Here is a 19,218-nt window from a genome sequence, read left to right as displayed (position 1 = left end):
ATGGGCGACTGGCTCTTCGATCCCGCGCACTGGTCCGGCACGACCGGGATTCCGGTCCGGCTGCTGGAACATCTCGGCTACACGTTGCTGACACTGCTGATCGCCGCGGTGATCGCGATCCCGCTCGGCGCGTTCGTCGGCCACACCGGCAAGGGCGGGTTCATGGTCGTCGGGCTCTCGAACGCGTTGCGCGCCCTGCCGACCACGGCCGTGCTGATCCTCGTGGTGCTCTGGGCGGGTCTGGGTGACTTCCCGGTGTACGTCGCGCTGGTGCTGCTCGCGATCCCGCCGATCATGGCGGGCACCTACGCGGGAATCCGCGCGGTGGACCCGATGGCGGTCGACGCGGCACGAGGCGTCGGCATGCGCGAGTCGGGAGTGCTGCTCCAGGTGGAGATCCCGAACGCGCTTCCGTTGATCTACGGCGGTTTCCGCGGCGCCGCACTGCAGGTCGTCGCGACCGCCACCATCGCCGCCTACACCGGCGCCGGTGGTCTCGGCAGGCTCGTCTTCGACGGCCTCGCCCTGCAGGATTTCGGTCAGATGCTCGCCGGCGCGGTGCTCGTGGCACTGCTCGCCGTTCTCGTCGACCTGGGGTTCGCCGGCCTGCAACGGCTGACGGTCTCCCCAGGGCTGCGTCCAGTGGGAACCGGAGGAAAAAGATGAAGCGCATCGCCACGGCTGTCGCTGCCGTGATGCTTCTGTCGGCGTGCGGCGGTGACCCGCTGTCGGGTGGTGGCAACAACAACCCGGCCCCGACGGACACCATCGTCGTGGGCTCCGCGAACTTCCCGGAGTCGCGCCTGCTCGCCGAGATCTACGCAGAAGCCTTGGCCGCCAAGGGCATCAAGGTCTCGAAGAAGATGAACATCGGCAACCGCGAGCTGTACTTCAAGGGCGTTCAGGACGGCTCGATCGACCTGATCCCCGAGTACACGGGCGTGCTTCTCAAGCACATCAACAAGGAGGCGACCGAGGTCGGTTCCGAGGAGGTGTACGCGGCGCTGAAGAAGGCCATGCCGCAGGGCCTCATCGTGTTGGACAAGTCGACGGCAGAGGACAAGGACGCGGTCGTCGTCACCAAGCAGACCGCCGCCCAGTACAGCCTCAAGACCATCGACGACCTCGTGCCGTACTGCAAGGACATGGTCTTCGGTGGCCCGCCGGAGTTCCAGAACCGCCCGGACGGCCTGCTCGGCCTGAAGGCCAAGTACGCCTGCGAGTTCAAGGAGTTCAAGGCGCTCGACGTCGGCGGCCCGCTGACCGTCGCCGGCCTGAAGGACAACACGGTGCAGGCGGCCGACCTGTTCACGACGGACTCCGCCATCAAGGCCAACGAGTTCGTGGTGCTGGAAGACCCGAAGAACGTCTTCGCCGCGGAGAACGTGGTGCCGCTCATCAACGAGAAGAAGGCGTCGCAGCAGGTTCGCGACACCCTCAACGCCATCTCGAAGAAGCTCGACACGAAGATCTTGCTGGAGCTGAACCAGAAGCTCGCGGCGCCGGACAAGCCGGAGCCGGAGAAGGTCGCCAAGGAGTGGCTCGCCTCCGCGGGCATCTGATCGCTTGATCGCTGACCTGCGGTCGTGTTACGGCTGCAGGTCAGCGATTTTTGCTTGTACCGCCATGTATGTGTAGGTGTCCGTGTAGCCCAGCGAGTGGTTCACGCGGAGCATGTGTTCGTTCTGGCTGCTGGTGCGCGTGTAGATGGTCTCGACGCCGCTGAGGTTGTGCAGCATGCGCGCCTTGATCAGCCGGCCCAGTCCCTTGCCGCGATGCGCGGGCAGCACGACCGTGTGGAACTGCTCAGCCACGGTGGGGACCGTGGAGTCTCGCTCCACCACCGTTACTCCGGCGACGTCGCCCTTGTGCAGCAGGAGAACGACCCACCGATCCGCGTCGGCTTCCGCTTCTTCCCGCCGGATGCTTTCGACCGTGTTGTGCGCGTGGTCGAAGGTTGTCTCGCCGAACGGTGCGTCCGCGATCGCGTTGAGGCCTTCGACGTAGGCCTCGACGAACTCGTCCGGGGCCGCACCTTTCCACGTGACCAGTTCGTACCCCGGCGGCGGCTCACCGACCTCTGGTAGCTCGGTGAGCGCGAGCCGTTGCCTCGTCATGGAGGTGATGACCCGGAATCCTCGGGCGGCGGCGAACTGCTCGCCGGGGTTGCCCTTGATGACACTCCAGGACTCGATGACGGTCTGGCCGTTCATCAACGATGGCATGGCACGGAGCAATGCCGTTCCGATGCCACGGCGGCGGTGTTCCGGCAGCACCACGACGGTGGCAATGGTGAGGTGCGCGTTGGCCTCGGCCTCGGAGACCTGCACCTGGGCGTAGCCGACGATCTTCCCGTCTTCCCGCGCCACAACGAAGCGCGGCGGCTCGAAGCCGAGTTCGTCGCGGGTCTCCCAGCGCGCGACACAAGCAGCGTAGGGCGGCTTCTTCTTGCCGGGCGTGTCTTCAACCGCCCAGGCCGCCACCACCTCGTAGAGCCCGCGTCGGTCTTCGTCGGACGCCTGCGCGAAGTCCAGATGCTCGATCACGCCCGCACCTCCGCAGTCGCCGCGCTGACGGCGATCATGTCGCCGATCGTCACGTAGCCGATCGAGTGGTTGATCCGTGCCATGTGAGCGTTCGCCGCTGCGGTGCCGGTGGCGATCTCCGAGAGTTCGGGCTTCTCCGACCGCACCCAGCGGATCATGTGCGCCTTCATGCTGCGGCCGAGCCCGCGCCCGCGATGGGCCGGTACCACGGAGGTTTCCTGCTGGAACGCCCGGCGCGGACGTTCGCTGTGCAGTTCCAGTTCGGTCATGCCGGCCACGGCGCCGCTCGCCTCGTGCACCGCCACCACGACCCGCTGCTCGGCGCCGCGCTCCAGGTACTCGTCCTCCGCCTCTCGGGTTCGCTCGGGCGTCCACTGAGGTGACGGCACGGTCTGCTCGCCGGTGGGTGCGTCGTGGATCGCGTTGCGGGCGGCGGAATAGGCGGAAAGCAGGTCGTCAGGTGTACGGCTGGTCCACTGCACCAGCCGGTAGCCGGGCGGGGCCGGGACGTCCCAGAGCGTGCTGTCCACCTCGGCGAACGTCAGGTTCTGCAGGATGTTGGCGTTGATGGTCCGGAACCCGCGGTTCGCCGCCCACCGGGCGCCGGCGCTGCCCCTGGTGATCTGCCAGCCTTCGACCTGGGTGCGGCCGTGGGCCTCGATCTCGGGCAGCAGAGAGTGCAGGACCGCACTGCCAACGCCCCGGCACCGGGCCTGTGGGTGCACGATGATCTCCAGCAGAGCCACGTGTTCCCAGTTGTCCGGGACGAGCAGTTCGGCGAACCCGGCGATCTCGCCGTCGAGGCCGGCCGACCACCGGTGTGACGGCCCCAGCCCCTGAAACGGCGTCCTCAGCCGGAACAGGACTTCCTCGTATGTCGGTGCGGTCCACTTGGGCCGGTCGTCCGCGTACCTGGCGGACATCACCTCGTGGAAGGCGCGGAGCTCGGCCTCGGACGCGTGCGCTGGATCGAACTTTTTGACTGATACCCCCATGCACGCTATGCAATCAGTTCATGGCGCTCCGTCCAAGAGGCGATCGTCGCCGCGATCTCCTTCGGCCGGTCCTCCTGCACGTGATGCTGGGCCTCGCCAACGGTGACGACCTCCAGCGCGACGACGGTCCTCCTGACTCGGACAGCACGCTAAGGTGCGGCCGCGTGACCGCCGATCCGGGCGGTCAGCTCCTCGGCGGCCTTGCGGACCTCCTTGGCCAGCTCGGGCCAGGTCTGACCGCAAGGCGTGTCGCACACGTGCCGGAACGTGAGCGTGATGGCAGCGATCGGCCGCTCCCCGTGGTCGAACACCGGCGCCGCCACCGAGGCGAACCCCACGGTCACGAAGCCGTCCTCGACCGCCCAGCCCTGACGGCGTTCGATGGTCAGCAACCGGCGCAACGCCGGCAGGTTGTGCGGGCCACGGCCGGTCCTGTCGACGAACGACGCCACGGACGGAAACAACGCCCTGACCTGCGCCGGAGACACGTGCGCCAGCATCGCGCGGCCGGACGCGGTCAGATGTGCGGGCAGGCGGACGCCGACGTCGGACACGATCGTCTGCGGCTGCCGGGGCTGTTCGCGCACCAGGTACAGCGCCTCGGCGCCGTGAAGAACACCCAGATGTGCGACCTTCTCCATCCGGTCGGCGAGCTTCCGCAGGAGAGGACGGGCCAGTCGCTCCAGCGGGTCGTGACGCAGGTAAGCGGACCCGAGCTCGAACGACGCGACGCCCAGGCCGTAGCGCTTCTCCTCGGGGAAGTGGGTCGCGAAGCCGGCCTCAGTCAGCTCGGACAGCAGGTGGTAGGTCGTTGACCTGGGCAGATTCAGCTCGCGCGCCACCGACGCCGCGGAGACCGGCCCCGGTCTGCCTGCCAGCAGCCGGAGGACCGCTAGCCCTCGCCGCAGCGCGGGAACGTCACTGCTGCTGCCCACAACAGTGATTTTCCCACGTGATGCAGCCCACGCCGTTCCTCCATCAGGGCACACTCAACAGAACAGCCCTGAGGTGCGTTGGAATGGCGTGACGGTTTTGAAGGGGGTCGGGATTGACACCGAGTTTCGATGACTTCGTGGCAGAACAGGTGACCCCGTTGCTGCGCTATGCCACCGTGCTCACGTGCGACCCGCACCTGGCCCAGGACGTGGTCCAGGAAGTGCTGCTGCGTGCGCAGCAGAAGTGGGATCGCATCGGTTCAGTCGACCTCCCTCACGCCTACGTCAAGCGCATGGTGACCAACGAGTACCTCTCGTGGCGCCGACGCAGGGCCGCCAAGGACGTCGCCCTCTGCATGACGACGCTGGAGTCCGTCACACCGCCCGTCGGGGACACGACGCACCACTACGACGAGCGGGAAGCCATGTTGCAGCGGATCGCCAAGCTGCCCCGCAAACAGCGGGCCGCGGTCGTGCTCCGCTACTACGAGAACTACGAGGACTCGGAGATCGCACAGATGCTCGGTTGTGCCGAGGGAACCGTGCGCAGCCACATCTCGCGTGCGCTGGCCACACTCCGCCTGGACCACACGCCGGAGCCCGCTGGTGTCGGGTTGCGGCTCGGGGAGGGCCTGTCGTGAACGACACCGAACAGCTCGTCAAGGAGGCGCTCGGCAAACTCGCCGAACGGACTCCGCATCCGGGGCCGACGCTGAACGCCTTGCGGCGCAAGCGGAAAAGGCAACGGAACAACATCTTCCTGATCGCCACCGCCGGAATGGCCGCCGTCGCCGTCCTGATCTTCGCGGGCGCCATCGCCAGCGACAGGTACACGCCGCCGAGCCACAACGACGCGGCCGCCGCACTCATGCCGGGCAACGGCCAGAGCGTCGCGCTCAAGTACACGCCCCACTGGCTGCCGGACGGGTTCGTCGAGACCCTTCGCGCCGCGAACGAGGACGGCACCACCGCGCGCGTCTGGGTGCCGTCGGACGCTCCCGCGGACGCCCCGTCGGGTGACGGGCCGCAGGTCCAGCTCGGCGGTGGCATGAGCTACGCGGGCGGCCCTGACGGGTGGCAGGACACCACGGTCCGGGGCCTGAAGGCCCGCGTGCAGGAGTACGCCGGCAAGGCGGTCGTCGAGTGGAAGGCACAGGTCACGCTGGTCGTCCAGGTGAGCGGCATGGACAGGCTGAAGGAGACCGCTCTGCGCGTCGCGGACTCGGTGCGTGCGGACTCGGACGCGACCTTCCAGGCGCCCTTCAAGGTGAAGGGCAAGCCGGCCAACGAGTTCCGCGGCACCGGGCCCGGCGACTGGAGCGCGCGGCTTTCCCCTGCTCCCGTCGACGTGACGGTGTTCTCCGACGGGCCGGACCTCACCGGCAAGCAGACCGCGCCGGTGACCGTCCGTGGCAAGCAGGGCGTCCTCGTCGACGGCCGCGTGGTGGTGCAGGAGGGCAACCTCTGGATCAGTACGATCAGCACCGTGCCTGGCAAGTCGGTCGACGACCTGGTCGCCGCGGTCAACGACGTCGAGATCGCGTCGAACGTCGACACCGGCTGGATCCGCAAGAGGTAGCTCGTCTGGGATGCCTCGTCTGGGATGCCAGACGCCATCACGCGCTCCGGGGTCGCTGAGTCGGCTCCGGGGCGCTGTGATGTCTGCATGCGACAACCGGTGGAGCTGGGTCCGAAGCCACTGACCCTCGAGGACGTTCATGCCGTCGCCCGCGACGGCGCCCCGGTGGCGATCACCGAGGCGGCCCGTGAGGCGGTCACCACCGCCCGCGCCCACATCGAACAGCTCGCCACGGCCGAACGCCCCACCTACGGCGTCTCGACCGGGTTCGGCGCGCTCGCCGTCCGGCACATCCCGCCGGACCGCAGGGCCCAGCTGCAGCGGTCGCTGATCCGCTCTCACGCCGCCGGTTCCGGTCCTGAGGTCGAGCGCGAAGTCGTGCGGGCGCTGATGCTGCTGCGGCTGCGCACCCTCTCGACCGGCCACACCGGCGTCCGGTTGTCCACCGTGGACGCCATGGCCGGGATGCTGAACGCCGGCATCACCCCGGTGGTGCACGAGTTCGGCTCGCTGGGCTGCTCCGGCGACCTGGCGCCGCTGTCGGCGAGCGCGTTGGCGCTGATGGGCGAGGGCATGGTCCGCAACGCTCAGGGCGAGCTCGTGACGGCGGCGGAGGCGCTCGCCGAAGCGGGCATCGAACCGGTGCAGCTGGCCGAGAAGGAAGGCCTCGCGCTGATCAACGGCACCGACGGCATGCTCGGCATGCTGGCGCTGGCGATCGCCGACATGACCAGGCTGCTCGACATCGCCGACCTCACCGCCGCGATGAGCGTCGAGGCGCTGCTCGGCACCGACCGCGTCTTCTCCCCGGAGCTGCACGCGCTGCGCCCGCACCCCGGCCAGAACCTCAGTGCCGCGCGGATGCTCGCGTTCCTGCGCGACTCCGAGATCGTCGCCTCGCACCGCGGTCCCGACTGCACCCGCGTGCAGGACGCGTACTCGCTGCGCTGCTCCCCGCAGGTGCACGGCGCGGCGCGCGACACCGTGGCGTACGCGGCGACGGTGGCCGACCGCGAGCTCTCGTCGGTGATCGACAACCCGGTGGTGCTGGCGGACGGCAGGGTCGAGTCGAACGGCAACTTCCACGGCGCCCCCGTCGCCTACGCGCTGGACTTCCTCGCGATCCCGCTCGCGGACGTGGCGTCCATCGCCGAGCGCCGCACCGACCGCATGCTCGACGTCTCGCGCTCGCACGGCCTGCCGCCGTTCCTCGCGGACGACCCCGGTGTCGACTCCGGCCACATGATCGCCCAGTACACCCAGGCGGCGATCGTGTCCGAGCTCAAGCGACTGGCCGTGCCGGCGTCCGTCGACTCGATCCCGTCCTCCGCGATGCAGGAGGACCACGTGTCGATGGGCTGGTCCGCCGCTCGCAAGCTGCGCAAGGCGGTGGACGGCCTGACCACCGTGCTGGCCATCGAACTGCTCACCGCCGCGCGTGCGCTCGACCTGCGCGCGCCCCTCAAGCCCGTCCCCGCGACGGCCGCCGCCGTGGCGAAGTTGCGCGAGACGGTCCAGGGCCCCGGTCCCGACCGCCACCTCGCACCCGAGATCGCTGCCGCTGAGGCCCTGATTCGAAGTGGAGCTCTGTAATGGTCGTACGCGCTGACCGTGGAACCGAACTGACCGCGAAGCAGTGGTCGACAGAGGCCGCGCTGCGGATGTTCCACAACAACCTCGACCCGGACGTGGCCGAGCGCCCGGAGGACCTCGTCGTCTACGGCGGCACCGGCAAGGCCGCGCGCGACTGGCCGTCGTTCGACGCGATCTCCCGCGAGCTCGCGAACCTGGAGGCCGACGAGACGCTGCTGGTGCAGTCCGGCCGTCCGGTCGGCGTCATGCGCACGCACGAGTGGGCGCCGCGCGTCCTGATCGCCAACTCCAACCTGGTGCCGGACTGGGCGAACTGGCCGGAGTTCCGCCGCCTGGAGGCCGAGGGCCTCACCATGTACGGGCAGATGACCGCCGGTTCGTGGATCTACATCGGCACCCAGGGCATCCTGCAGGGCACCTTCGAGACGTTCGCCGCGGTCGCCACCAAGCGCTTCGGCGGCACGCTTCGCGGAACCCTGACCGTGACGGCCGGCCTCGGCGGCATGGGTGGCGCGCAGCCGCTGGCCGTGACGATGAACGAGGGCGTCGCGCTGTGCATCGAGGTCGACCCGCACCGCGCGCAGCGTCGCCTGGAGACCCGCTACCTGGACGAGCTCGCGGCGGACCTGGACTCGGCGATCGAGCGCGTGCTGGCCGCGAAGGCAGCCGGTGAGGCCGTTTCCGTCGGTGTCGTGGGCAACGCGGCCGAGATCCTGCCCGAGCTGCTGCGCCGCGAGGTCGAGGTCGACATCGTGACGGACCAGACGTCGGCGCACGACCCGTTGGCGTACCTGCCGATCGGTGTCTCGCTGGAGGACTGGCAGGACTACGCCGCCTCGAAGCCAGAGGAGTTCACCGACAGGGCCCGCAAGTCGATGGCCACGCACGTCGAGGCGATGGTCGGCTTCATGGACCGCGGTGCCGAGGTCTTCGACTACGGCAACTCGATCCGCGGTGAGGCGCAGCTCGGCGGCTACGACCGGGCGTTCGCCTTCCCCGGCTTCGTGCCCGCGTACATCCGGCCGCTGTTCTGCGAGGGCAAGGGCCCGTTCCGCTGGGCAGCGCTGTCCGGCGACCCGGCCGACATCGCCAAGACCGACGCCGCGATCCTGGAGCTGTTCCCGGACAACGAGCAGCTCGCCAGGTGGATCAAGATGGCGGGGGAGCGCGTCGAGTTCCAGGGCCTGCCAGCCAGGATCTGCTGGCTCGGCTATGGCGAGCGGCACCTGGCCGGCCTCAAGTTCAACGAGATGGTGGCGTCCGGCGAACTGTCCGCGCCGATCGTCATCGGCCGCGACCACCTCGACTGCGGCTCGGTGGCCTCGCCGTACCGCGAGACCGAGGCGATGGCGGACGGTTCCGACGCGATCGCGGACTGCCGTTGCTCAACGCCCTGGTCAACACGGCTTCCGGTGCCACGTGGGTGTCGATCCACCACGGTGGTGGCGTCGGCATCGGCCGCTCGATCCACGCAGGCCAGGTGACCGTCGCGGACGGCACCGAGCTGGCCGCGCAGAAGATCGAGCGCGTGCTGACCAACGACCCCGGCATGGGCGTCATCCGGCACGTCGACGCCGGGTACGACGAGGCCAAGACGGTGGCCGCCGACAAGGGTGTACGCATTCCGATGGAGGGCTGATGCTCGACCAGATCGCGGACGTCGGCAGGGACTCGAAACGCGGCGGCTACTCGCGTCACGGCTACGACAAGCCAGAGCTCGAGCTCCGGCACTGGTTCGTCGAGCAGGCGGTCAAGCGCGGCCTCAACGTCGAGACCGACCAGAACGGCAACCTCTGGGCCTGGTGGGGCGAGCGCGGCACCAACGCGCTCGTCACCGGCAGCCACCTGGACTCGGTTCCCGGCGGCGGCGCGTTCGACGGCCCGCTCGGCGTCACCAGCGCGTTGGAGGCCGTGGATCTCCTGCAGGCCAAGGGGTTCACGCCGCGCAGGCCGTTCGCCATCGCGGTCTTCGCGGAAGAGGAGGGTGGCCGGTTCGGCGTCGCGTGCCTGGGTTCACGCCTCCTGACCGGCGCCATCCCGGCGGAGAACGCGTTGCGGCTCAAGGATCCGGACGGCGTCACGCTGGCCGAGGCGATGAAGGCCGCCGGTTACAACCCGGACCTGGTCGGCAAGGACGACCGTGCTCTCCAGCGCATCGGCCAGTTCGTCGAGCTCCACGTCGAACAGGGCCGCGGCCTGACGGTCCCCGTCGGAGTGGCGTCCAGCATCCTGGCGCACGGCCGGTGGCGCTTCACGTTCAGCGGTGAGGGCAACCACGCCGGCGCCACCCTCATCGAGGACCGCAGGGATCCGATGCTCCCGGCGTCACAGCTCGTTCTGGCGGCGCGGAAAGCGGCCAGGGGCGGCGGGCGCGCCACAGTGGGAAGGCTCGTCCCCAACCCCGGCGGCACGAACGTCATCGCGTCCACTGTGGACGTGTGGCTGGACGCGCGGGACAGCGACGACGCGCGCACCCGTGCGATGGTCGCGGAGATCTCCGAGGCGGCCCACGAAGCTGCCGAGGAGGAGGGCTGCGAGCTGAAGATCACCGAGGAGTCGTACGGCGACACGGTGTACTTCGACCCGGCACTGCGCGACGACATCGCGGGCGCGCTCGGCGGCGTTCCGGCGTTGCCGACCGGCGCCGGCCACGACGCGGGCATACTCGCCGCGCACGTGCCGACCGCGATGTTGTTCGTGCGCAACCCCACCGGCGTGAGCCACGCGCCGGAGGAGTTCGCCGAGCAGTCCGATGTCGACGCGGGCGTGAAAGCGCTGGCCGCGACGATCGAACATCTCGGATCATGACCCGCGCGGCGGCGTTCCTCGCTACGGTCCGCCCATGCGCATTTGGGGGATCCTGCTGGTGCTGATGCTGACTGCGTGCACGGTGAAGGCGCCTCGTTACGAAGGTGCCGAACCGACGACCCCGGCTGTGGAGCCGCCCGCGCAGGGCGCGCTCTACGGTCGGGTAATGCACGCCTCTGGCACGGCCGCGCCACGAGCGACGGTCGGGCTGCGGCAGTGGCAGACCGCCGAGGTGTTGCTGCTGGTGATGTCCAGCGGCTTCTCGTGCGCGTTCGGTGCGTGCGCGGAACCCAGGTACGTCAAGCAGACCCCGGAAGGCACCTACAGCTTCCCCGCGGACTGGATCAAGGACGACGAACTCTCGGTCGTCGCCGACTGGGGTGACCGGGGAGTGTCGGCAGAGGTGTTCTTCAAGGACGGCGAGGATCCGCAACGCGTGCCGGACATCGTCCTGTGGGAGCCGGAACTGAAGCTTCGACTTGTCGGCGACGACGTGCTCGTCACGTGGCCGCGCTACAAGCCAGGTGCCGTATACACGGTCTACACGAAGCGAGACGGCCAGATCGCCGCACCGACGCTCGCCACCTCACGCCTGATCCCGGGCTGGCGCGTCATGGTGAGCTGTTCGTCGAGGTCCGCACGTCGGAGAAGAAGAACGTGAAGTTCGTGCACCGGACGGCGCGCTTCTCCGCACCGTCCGGGCGAGGTTACGTCACAGGGAAGGCATCGCTCGCTGGGCGTGAATGTGTTGTCACGCAAGGACGCAAGCGAGTGGTGCTCAGGTTCGGCGACAGCTTCGAGACGTCGGACGACGGCGTGAACTTTCAGAAGGTCACCGTGCCGGCGCCGAAGTGGGGCGTGCGGTCGACGACGGTGGACGCGAAGTACGTGTGCGGTCGAGAGGCGGACGTGTGGTGAACTTCTGGTGCGAGCGGGCGTGGTTGCCCGACGGGCTTGCCGAACGCGTGCTGATCAGGGTCGAGGCAGGCAAGATCACGAGTGTGTCCACTGTGGACACGATTCCGCTCGGCGTGCGGAGGCTGCACGGCATCGTCGTGCCGGGCTTCGCGAACGCGCACTCCCACGCGTTCCACCGGGCGTTGCGCGGCCGCACGCACGACGGCGGCGGCACGTTCTGGACGTGGCGGGAAGGCATGTACGCGCTCGCGTCGAAGCTGACCCCGCAGTCCTACTACCGCTTGGCCCGCGCGGTCTACGCGGAGATGGCGCTCGCCGGTGTGTCGGCTGTTGGTGAGTTCCACTACGTGCACGACAGGTCGAACGAGTTCGGGTACGCGCTGCGCGAGGCCGCCGCCGACGCGGGCATCCGGTTGACCCTGCTCGACACCTGTTACCTCGCCGGCGGAATCGACCAGCCGGTGAACGAGGTGCAGCAACGCTTCTCCGACGGCAGCGCCGAGGCGTGGGCGAACCGGGTCTCCGAACTCAAGTCCGACAACGTGATGCGTGTCGGTGCGGCGATCCACTCGGTCCGCGCGGTCCCGCGAGCCGAGCTTCCCGTGGTGGCGCAGGCGTTTCCGGATGCCCCGCTGCACGTTCACCTCTCCGAGCAGCCCGCGGAGAACGAGGCATGCCTCGCCTCATACGGCCTCACGCCGACCGGGTTGCTGAACGAAGCCGGCGCGTTGTCGCCGCGCACCACCGCCGTGCACGCCACCCACCTCACGCCCGAGGACATCGGAACCCTGGGCGGCACGGGCACGGGTGCGTGCTTCTGCCCGACGACCGAGGCCGATCTGGCCGACGGCATCGGGCCGGCCCGCGAACTGGCCGACGCGGGCAGCCCGCTGTCGCTGGGCAGCGACCAGCACGCGGTGATCGACCCGCTGCTGGAAACCCGCGCCCTGGAACACAACGAGCGCCTCCGCACCGGGCAACGCGGCCGCTTCTCGCCCGCAGAACTGCTTCAGGCCGCCACCCGGCATTCCGCGCTCGGTTGGCCGGATGCGGGGCGCATCGAGCCGGGTGCTCCCTGCGACCTAGTGGCGATCAGCTGCTCGACACCGCGCACCGCCGGTTCGTTGCCGCAGCAGGTGTTCCTGTCGGCCACGGCGTCCGATGTGGACATGGTGGTGGTCGGCGGCCGGGTGGTCGCCTCCGGTGGGGTGCACGAGACTTTGGGAGACGTCGGCAGGCTGCTGGCGGACGCGATCGAGGAGCTGTGGGCATGAGCGTGCTGATCACCGGTATCGGTGAGCTGACCACGAACAGCGAGTCCACCGGCGACGCGCTGGTCATCGACGGCGAGCAGGTCGCCTGGGTGGGGTCGTCGGGAAACGCCCCGGCCGCGGACGAGCGCGTCGACGTCGAGGGTCGCGCCGTGCTGCCCGGCTGGGTCGACAGCCACACCCACCTGGTCTTCGCGGGCGACCGCACCGCCGAGTTCGGCGCGCGCATGGCAGGCAAGCCCTACACCGCGGGTGGCATCGCCGTGACCGTCGCCGCCACGAGGAACGCCACCGACGCCGAACTGTCTGAGGTCGTGCGCCGGCACGTCGCCGAGGCGCTGAAGCAGGGCACGACCTTCGTGGAGACCAAGACCGGCTACGGCCTCACGGTCTCCGACGAGGTGCGCAGCGCCCGGATCGCCGCCGAGCACGCCGACGAGGTCACGTTCCTCGGTGCCCACCTCGTCCCGCCTGGCGAGGATGCCGACACCTACGTCGAGCTGGTCCGCGGCGAGATGCTCGACGCCGTCGCACCCTTCGTGCGCTGGGCGGACGTGTTCTGCGAGAAGGGTGCCTTCGACTACGACCAGTCGAAGGCCGTGCTCACCGCCGCCGCGGCAAAGGGTCTGGGCCTGCGCGTGCACGGCAACCAGCTCGGCGAGGGCCCCGGCGTGCGGCTGGCCGTCGAGCTCGATGCCGCCTCGGTCGACCACTGCACCTATCTGTCCACAAAGGATGTTGATGCGCTGTCGTCGTCCGAGACGGTCGCCACGTTGCTCCCGGCGTGCGACCTCTCGACCCGTCAGTCGTTGCCGCCGGCCCGCGCACTGCTGGACGCCGGTGCGACGGTCGCGCTGGCCAGCAACTGCAACCCCGGCTCGTCCTACACCTCGTCGATGGCGTTCTGCGTGACCACGGCGGTCCTGCAGATGCGGATGAGCGTCGAGGAAGCCGTGTGGGCGGCGACGGCAGGTGGCGCGCGGGCGTTGCGACGTGACGACGTCGGCGTCATCAGGCCTGGTGCGCGTGCCGACCTCCACGTGCTGGACGCGCCGTCGATCACGCACTTGGCATACCGCCCAGGCGTTCCGTTGACCCACTCGGTGTGGCGCCGGGGTGAACGAGCCATTTGAGGCTGACGCCTCATAACCCTCCGTGTGGGCCTACTGGCGGAGGGTGGCAGCGCCGTACGGTGCCTCCGTGGTGGACTTCGCGGAGGCACTGACGAAAGCCGTCGACAGCAGCGGACTCAGCCTCGAACGCATCCAGCACCACCTGGCCGCGCGCGGCATGCAGGTGAGCCTCTCGACGCTCAGCTACTGGCGCCGCGGCCGCAGCCGTCCGGAACGGCCAGAGTCGCTGAAGGTCGTGACCGCGCTGGAGGAGCTTCTCGACCTCGGCGAAGGGTTTCTCACCGATCGGCTCGGCGGCAAGAGACCACGTGGGCGGTGGGTCGGGCAGGCGATGTCGCTCGAGGACATGTGGGACTCGCGGGCCACCGACCTCGGTGAGGTCATGGCGCGGATCGACAGGCAGCAACCGACGGCGTCGACGTACCTGAGCGTGCGGGACCGGCAGGTGATCGGGCCGGACCGTCGTGAGGTCGAGATGCATTGCACCGGCGTCGTTCAGGCGCTGGAGGACGGTGTCGACAGGTTCCTGGCCATCCAGCTCGCCGATGCCACGGATCTCGGCGTGGCCACGATCGAGGCCGGGGCACCCTGCCGGCTCGGGCGCGTGCGCAGCGAGGACGCCACCGGGTTCCTCGTCGCGGAGATCCTGTTCGACCGGATGCTCCGAGCGGGAGAGACCGCGCTCGTCGACTACCGGGTCCGGATGAAACCCGGTGCGGACAGCGAGGTCTGCGACCGGCGGTTCCTGCGGCCGGTGGGCGACTACGTGCTGCAGATCGACTTCCACCCGGACGCCGTGCCCGCGCGGTGCTACGCGTTCAACCGGCCGTCGTTGCAGGAACCCGAAACCGCGCTCAACGACCTGTGGATCGGGACGACCGCGTCCACACACATCCACGTGCGGAACTCGAAGCCCGGCATCTACGGAGTGAGGTGGGAGTGGGAATAGGACCCACTCCCACCTCACGCGCCCCTTTCACGCTGATGCCTCGGCCGAGCCGCAATCGGCCTGAACATCAAGGGCGCCAGGATGGCCGTCGCCGGTGCAGGGAGGACGGCGACGGCAGGCTTCCTAGATCTTCAGCAGCAGGTTCGGTGAACCCGTCTTGATGTCGGTCAGCTTGTCCGGCGTGGCGGCGCCGATCAGGGCTTCGCGCACCTGGGCGGGCGTCGCGTCCGGGTTCGCGCTCAGGAAGAGCGCCGCCGCGCCCGCGACGTGCGGAGCCGCCATCGAGGTGCCGCCTGTCGAACGGGTGCCGGTGTCGCTGCGGTGCGAGGCCGAGACGATTTCGCTGCCCGGCGCCCAGATGTCCAGGCACTGGCCGAAGTTCGACGAACCGTTCGGCCAGATCGACAGCTTGTCGTTGCGGTCGGACGCGCCGACCGTGATCGCTTCGGGCGTGCGGGCCGGGGTGAAGTCGCACGCGTCCTGGCCGCTGTTGCCACCCGCCAGCACGTAGGTGAAGCCCGCGTCGATCGAACGCCTGATCGCGTTCTCCAGCGCGCTGTTCGTGCCGCTGCCGCCCAGGCTCATGTTGACCACGGCGGGCTTCTTGCCGTTCTGCGTCACCCAGTCGATGCCGCGGATGATGCCGTCCCACGCACCGCCGCCGTTGCAATCGAGCACACGGACGCCGACGACCTTCGCCTTCTTCGCGACGCCGTACGTCTTGCCCGCGACCGTGCCGGCGACGTGCGTGCCGTGACCCTCGCAGTCCTGCGCGACGGCGTCGTTGTCGATGAAGTCGTAACCGTCGGCGGCACGATTCTCGAATTCGGAATGCGTTTTCCGGATTCCGGTGTCGAGAACGTACGCTGTCACGTTCGACGCGGTGTTCGGGTAGGTGAACCTGTTGTCGAGCGGCAGGTTCGCCTGGTCGATCCGGTCGAGGCTCCAGGCCGGGTCGGACTGGGTCTCCTGGATCGTGGCGAAGGTGTTGCGCTCGACGAACTCGACGTCGGGATCGGCCGCGAGCCGCCGCGCCTGTCGTTCGGACATCCCGGTGACGGAGAACCCGTGCAGTGCGGTGCTGTAGGTGTGCTTGACGAAGCCCTGGTAGCGGGACGCCAACGCGCTGGCAGGGGTGCGCGCGCCGTCCTTGAGCACCACGATGTAACTGCCCTCGACCGCCTGTGCGCCCGCACCGGGTAGCACCGCCTCCTCGGCGATCGCGGTGGGCGTCCACATCGCCGTGGAAGCGATGCCGAATGCCGCCGCAATGGCGACATGACGCCGGAGTCGTGCCATGTGTTCCTCCTGGCAGGGAACGAACTGGGGAACACCAAGAAACTAACGCGAGCCGTGCGCTCGATAACAGGTTCGAAACTTCAGTTCTCAATACTGTCAAAACTGTGGCGCCGCAAGACATTGCAACACCTGGACTCGGCCGTACTGGATTTTCGCGTAGACGGACGCAGTGACGCGCCAGCTGCGGTGGACGCACAGTGCGCGCACCGCCCAGTAGCCGTACCACGGAATCTCGTCGTCGACCCATTCCTCCAGCTCGTCGCGGCTGGGCAGGTAGCTGCCGGCCGACGCCAATGCGAGCAGCCGGGCTTCGTCGACACCGGTGAAGCTCTCCGGCAGGTCGTCCGCCAGGTCCAGCAGCAGCCGGTCGCAGTCGTCGCCGATCCGCCGGACGTCCGGCAGGTGCGGAGTGAGGCCGTGGAAGTAGGCCGCCGTCAGCCTGCCGATGCCCCGGAACAGACCGAGATCGTCGTCCAGATCCACCAGTGACTCCACGATGCTCACCAGCCGTGCGTCGAGTTCGCCGAAGTCGTCGCGCCAACGTTCGAGCCGGGCGGTCTCCTCGTCGTCGGAGTACTGCGCCGGCTGCCTGGCCGGTGGAGTGCGCGGCTCGCGTGGTTGACGCGGTCGCCTGGTCTCATGGTGATGCATCGCGTAGATCGCCATAACAGCCACGATCGCGATCGCCGCCAGGCAGATCACCAGCACCACCAGCACGGTCGCGACAGCACTGACCGCCGCCACGACGAAGTTCTCGAACGGCTCGAACCGCACGAGCAGCCAGATGAACGCGGCGATCGAGCCGAGCGCAAGCGTGAGCCGGACGAGGCAGCCGCCGACCCGTGTCGCGAGAACGGCCAGCACGATGGCGAGCCCGACCCCGAAGAGCGGATCGCGCAACACCTTCAGCACGGTGTCCATGCCCGTGCCTCGTGCCGGGGCGGCGGCCTGTTAGCCGATGCGGCCGATGTTGAGCCCTTCGGCCGTGCTGGAGCAGCTCCACGTGGCACTACGCCGCCGCGCGAGGCAGGGTGGAGTCATGGAATACACCCACCTCGGCCGCAGCGGCCTGTCCGTCTCCCGGCTGTGCCTCGGCACGATGAACTTCGGTCCCGAGACGACCGAGGCCGACAGCCACGCGATCATGGACCGCGCGCACGAACACGGCCTGAACTTCTTCGACACGGCCAACGTCTACGGCTGGAAGCAGGGCGAGGGCGTCACCGAGCAGATCATCGGCCGGTGGTTCGCCCAGGGCGGCAACCGTCGCGAAAGGACGGTCGTCGCCACCAAGCTCTACGGCAGCATGGGTGACTGGCCCAACGACAACAAGCTGTCGGCGCTGAACATCCGCCGCGCCGCCGACGCCTCGTTGAAGCGCCTGCAGACCGACTACATCGACCTCTACCAGATGCACCACGTCGACCGCGAAACGCCGTGGGACGAGATCTGGGAAGCCTTCTCCGTGCTGCGCCAGCAGGGCAAGGTCATCTACTTCGGCTCGTCGAACTTCGCCGGCTGGCACATCGCCCAGGCCCAGGAAGCCGCTCGTACCCGCGGCTTCCTGGGCCTGGTCTCCGAGCAGTCCATCTACAACCTGATGACGCGCTGGGTGGAGCTGGAGGTGCTCCCCGCTGCCAAGCACTACGGCCTCGGCGTCATCCCGTGGTCACCGCTGCACGGCGGTCTGCTGGGCGGTGTGTTGCGGAAGCAGCGCGAGGGCACCGCGTCGCGTGGTGCGTCCGGCCGGTCCGCGGACGCGTTGGAGAAGTACCGCGACACGATCGACGCCTACGAGAAGCTGTGTGCGGAGCTGGGGGAGGACCCGGCCAACGTGGGTCTCGCGTGGCTGCTGCACCAGGACGGTGTCACGGCGCCGATCATCGGCCCGCGCACCGTTGAGCAGCTCGACAACTCGCTGCGGGCGGCGGAGCTGAAGCTGGACGCCGAGGTGCTGGGGAAGCTGGACGAGCTGTTCCCGGCGCCCGCGCCGAACGGGTCGAAGCCGGCCCCGGAGGCCTACGCCTGGTAGTGGTTTCCGGCGTCTGCAAGTACTACCAACTGCCAGTCGGTAGTACTTGCAGACGCCCTCAGGTCAGACCTTGATGCGCGTCCAGCTCTGCGGTCCGCCGCCCCAGCAGCGCCACTGCCAGATCTTTCCGCCGTTCCAGTTCTCGTTGGGGTTGGCGTCGAGGCACCTCAGGCTGTGCTCGTTCTGGAGCGTGTTGGCCAGTCCCGGCGCCTGCGCCCACTTCTGGAACGCGGTTCCGTTGCACTTCCAGACCCAGACCTTGCCGCCGTCCCAGTTCTCGTTCGGGTTGGCGTCGAGGCACATCGTGGTGTCCAACAGCGGCCTGATGGTGCGGTCGTCGAAGAACAGCCACTTCTGCTCGTCGGAGCCGTCGCGGTCGTACTGCCGGATCAGGCCGCCGTTCGTGCTGACCTGGCTGCGCAACACCTCCAGGACCCTGCCCGGCGGGGTTCCGACCTGCAGCACGTACGGGCCGGCCACAGCCCGTGCACCTACCGGTGCCGGCGCGGCGGACGCCACCGCCGGCAGCGCCACCATCGCGAGCGTCGCGGCGGCGATCATCATCTTCTTGAACAAGACTCCCCCTCAGGAGTTGCGGTGATCGAACAACGTGATCATCGCGGTGCCGTGAGGGGAGCGCCTGAGCATCGGGATGCTCAAAAACGTTGGCAAACAGCCAAAAGGTCCGAAAGGTGAGCCCTGCTCAGTCCTCGAAGTCGTCCTCGTCGTCGCGCGCCAGGTAGGTGGCGAAGCGCTCGATGGCCGTCTCGAAGTCAGGGTTGGCGTCGACGAACGCGCGGAGCTTGTCGGCGAGCCACGCGAGGGTGACCTCCTCGTCGCCGCGCCGCTTCTCGAGCTCCTCGATGCCGCGATCGGTGAAGTACATGGCAGAACTCCTGTGAGGCTGAAGAAAACGAGCCGCCGAGCCCACTGGGCCCGGCGGCTCGTTCGATCAAACGGTGGTGATCACTCGAACGCGCGGGTGATGATCTCGCGCTGCTCGACCTCGTGCACCTTGCTCGAACCGGCCGACGGGGCGGCCATCGGGCGGCGCGACACGCCGCCCTGCACGGGTACTTCACCGCTCGGAGTCTCACCGACGCCGTTGCACTGCCGCGGTGGATCGACGACGGCATCCGGGTCAACGGCAGCACCTGGCC

General features: G+C 68.8%; 20 protein-coding genes and 1 pseudogene. 13 read left to right on the top strand and 8 right to left on the bottom strand.

The window, feature by feature from the left end; all coding sequences use genetic code 11:
* The gene (locus tag FXN61_RS00810; RefSeq protein ID WP_167969305.1) at window positions 1–666 is read left to right on the top strand and encodes an ABC transporter permease; all 666 of its coding nucleotides are present in this window, start codon (window positions 1–3) and stop codon (window positions 664–666) included.
* The gene (locus tag FXN61_RS00805; protein WP_167969304.1) at window positions 663–1,562 is read left to right on the top strand and encodes an ABC transporter substrate-binding protein; all 900 of its coding nucleotides are present in this window, start codon (window positions 663–665) and stop codon (window positions 1,560–1,562) included. Before FXN61_RS00810 ends, FXN61_RS00805 begins: the two co-directional genes overlap by 4 nt.
* Before the next feature lie 27 nt (window positions 1,563–1,589).
* On the opposite strand, the gene FXN61_RS00800 is transcribed toward FXN61_RS00805, so the two are convergent.
* The 3 genes from FXN61_RS00800 to FXN61_RS00785 all read right to left on the bottom strand — a co-directional run bounded on the left by FXN61_RS00800 (window position 1,590) and on the right by FXN61_RS00785 (window position 4,476).
* Window positions 1,590–2,546 carry a GNAT family N-acetyltransferase gene (locus tag FXN61_RS00800; RefSeq protein ID WP_167969303.1) on the bottom strand — a complete coding sequence of 319 codons (957 nt, stop codon included), beginning with the start codon at window positions 2,544–2,546 and terminating at the stop codon, window positions 1,590–1,592.
* Window positions 2,543–3,541 carry a GNAT family N-acetyltransferase gene (locus tag FXN61_RS00795; protein ID WP_167969302.1) on the bottom strand — a complete coding sequence of 333 codons (999 nt, stop codon included), beginning with the start codon at window positions 3,539–3,541 and terminating at the stop codon, window positions 2,543–2,545. The genes FXN61_RS00800 and FXN61_RS00795 overlap by 4 nt, the downstream gene beginning before the upstream one ends.
* 149 nt (window positions 3,542–3,690) lie before the next feature.
* Window positions 3,691–4,476, bottom strand: coding sequence for an IclR family transcriptional regulator (locus FXN61_RS00785; protein WP_167969300.1), 786 nt, complete (start codon window positions 4,474–4,476; stop codon window positions 3,691–3,693).
* Window positions 4,477–4,589: 113 nt separating this feature from the next.
* Between FXN61_RS00785 and FXN61_RS00780 the strand changes: the two genes are divergently transcribed.
* From FXN61_RS00780 to FXN61_RS00735, 10 genes and pseudogenes are all read left to right on the top strand, one after another.
* A complete protein-coding gene (locus tag FXN61_RS00780; protein ID WP_086668405.1) occupies window positions 4,590–5,117 on the top strand; it encodes a SigE family RNA polymerase sigma factor in 528 nt (175 codons plus the stop codon).
* The gene (locus FXN61_RS00775) at window positions 5,114–6,055 is read left to right on the top strand and encodes a hypothetical protein (RefSeq protein WP_167969299.1); all 942 of its coding nucleotides are present in this window, start codon (window positions 5,114–5,116) and stop codon (window positions 6,053–6,055) included. Before FXN61_RS00780 ends, FXN61_RS00775 begins: the two co-directional genes overlap by 4 nt.
* 87 nt (window positions 6,056–6,142) lie before the next feature.
* A complete protein-coding gene (hutH, locus tag FXN61_RS00770; protein WP_167969298.1) occupies window positions 6,143–7,648 on the top strand; it encodes a histidine ammonia-lyase in 1,506 nt (501 codons plus the stop codon).
* Window positions 7,648–9,287, top strand: a pseudogene (hutU, locus tag FXN61_RS00765) (urocanate hydratase). The gene hutH and the pseudogene hutU overlap by 1 nt, the downstream one beginning before the upstream one ends.
* Window positions 9,287–10,456 (top strand): allantoate amidohydrolase, encoded by a 1,170-nt coding sequence (locus FXN61_RS00760; protein WP_167969297.1) that lies wholly within the window; start codon window positions 9,287–9,289, stop codon window positions 10,454–10,456. Before hutU ends, FXN61_RS00760 begins: the two are co-directional and overlap by 1 nt.
* 34 nt (window positions 10,457–10,490) lie before the next feature.
* Window positions 10,491–11,117 (top strand): hypothetical protein, encoded by a 627-nt coding sequence (locus FXN61_RS00755; protein WP_167969296.1) that lies wholly within the window; start codon window positions 10,491–10,493, stop codon window positions 11,115–11,117.
* A gap of 113 nt (window positions 11,118–11,230) precedes the next feature.
* Window positions 11,231–11,374: a hypothetical protein gene (locus FXN61_RS51340; protein WP_167969295.1), complete on the top strand. Its 144-nt coding sequence runs from the start codon at window positions 11,231–11,233 to the stop codon at window positions 11,372–11,374.
* A complete protein-coding gene (locus FXN61_RS00745) occupies window positions 11,368–12,648 on the top strand; it encodes a formimidoylglutamate deiminase (RefSeq protein ID WP_167969294.1) in 1,281 nt (426 codons plus the stop codon). Before FXN61_RS51340 ends, FXN61_RS00745 begins: the two co-directional genes overlap by 7 nt.
* Complete coding sequence (gene hutI, locus FXN61_RS00740; protein WP_167969293.1) at window positions 12,645–13,778, top strand: imidazolonepropionase; 1,134 nt, start codon at window positions 12,645–12,647, stop codon at window positions 13,776–13,778. Before FXN61_RS00745 ends, hutI begins: the two co-directional genes overlap by 4 nt.
* Window positions 13,779–13,845: 67 nt before the next feature.
* Complete coding sequence (locus FXN61_RS00735) at window positions 13,846–14,727, top strand: hypothetical protein (protein WP_167969292.1); 882 nt, start codon at window positions 13,846–13,848, stop codon at window positions 14,725–14,727.
* A 123-nt stretch (window positions 14,728–14,850) separates the two neighbouring features.
* On the opposite strand, the gene FXN61_RS00730 is transcribed toward FXN61_RS00735, so the two are convergent.
* Together FXN61_RS00730 and FXN61_RS00725 are read right to left on the bottom strand one after the other, a co-directional pair.
* Window positions 14,851–16,026 (bottom strand): S8 family peptidase, encoded by a 1,176-nt coding sequence (locus FXN61_RS00730; protein WP_167969290.1) that lies wholly within the window; start codon window positions 16,024–16,026, stop codon window positions 14,851–14,853.
* Between the two features lie 96 nt (window positions 16,027–16,122).
* On the bottom strand, window positions 16,123–16,947 hold the full coding sequence (locus FXN61_RS00725; RefSeq protein ID WP_167969288.1) for a hypothetical protein: 825 nt from the start codon (window positions 16,945–16,947) through the stop codon (window positions 16,123–16,125).
* A 118-nt stretch (window positions 16,948–17,065) separates the two neighbouring features.
* Between FXN61_RS00725 and FXN61_RS00720 the strand changes: the two genes are divergently transcribed.
* Window positions 17,066–18,058 (top strand): aldo/keto reductase, encoded by a 993-nt coding sequence (locus FXN61_RS00720; RefSeq protein ID WP_167969286.1) that lies wholly within the window; start codon window positions 17,066–17,068, stop codon window positions 18,056–18,058.
* 63 nt (window positions 18,059–18,121) lie between these two features.
* Here FXN61_RS00720 and FXN61_RS00715 read toward each other — a convergent pair whose 3' ends face one another.
* From FXN61_RS00715 to FXN61_RS00705, 3 genes are all read right to left on the bottom strand, one after another.
* Window positions 18,122–18,634: an RICIN domain-containing protein gene (locus tag FXN61_RS00715; protein WP_167969284.1), complete on the bottom strand. Its 513-nt coding sequence runs from the start codon at window positions 18,632–18,634 to the stop codon at window positions 18,122–18,124.
* A 127-nt stretch (window positions 18,635–18,761) separates the two neighbouring features.
* Window positions 18,762–18,944 carry a DUF6104 family protein gene (locus tag FXN61_RS00710; protein ID WP_167969282.1) on the bottom strand — a complete coding sequence of 61 codons (183 nt, stop codon included), beginning with the start codon at window positions 18,942–18,944 and terminating at the stop codon, window positions 18,762–18,764.
* A gap of 80 nt (window positions 18,945–19,024) precedes the next feature.
* Window positions 19,025–19,218 (bottom strand): hypothetical protein (locus FXN61_RS00705; protein ID WP_167969280.1); only part of this gene is annotated, 194 nt, incomplete at its 5' end.

Origin of the sequence: Lentzea indica (assembly GCF_012184385.1) — a bacterium.
In the GTDB taxonomy this organism is placed as follows: Bacteria; Actinomycetota; Actinomycetes; order Mycobacteriales; family Pseudonocardiaceae; genus Lentzea; species Lentzea indica.
This window is presented reverse-complemented; position numbering and strand designations above follow the sequence as displayed.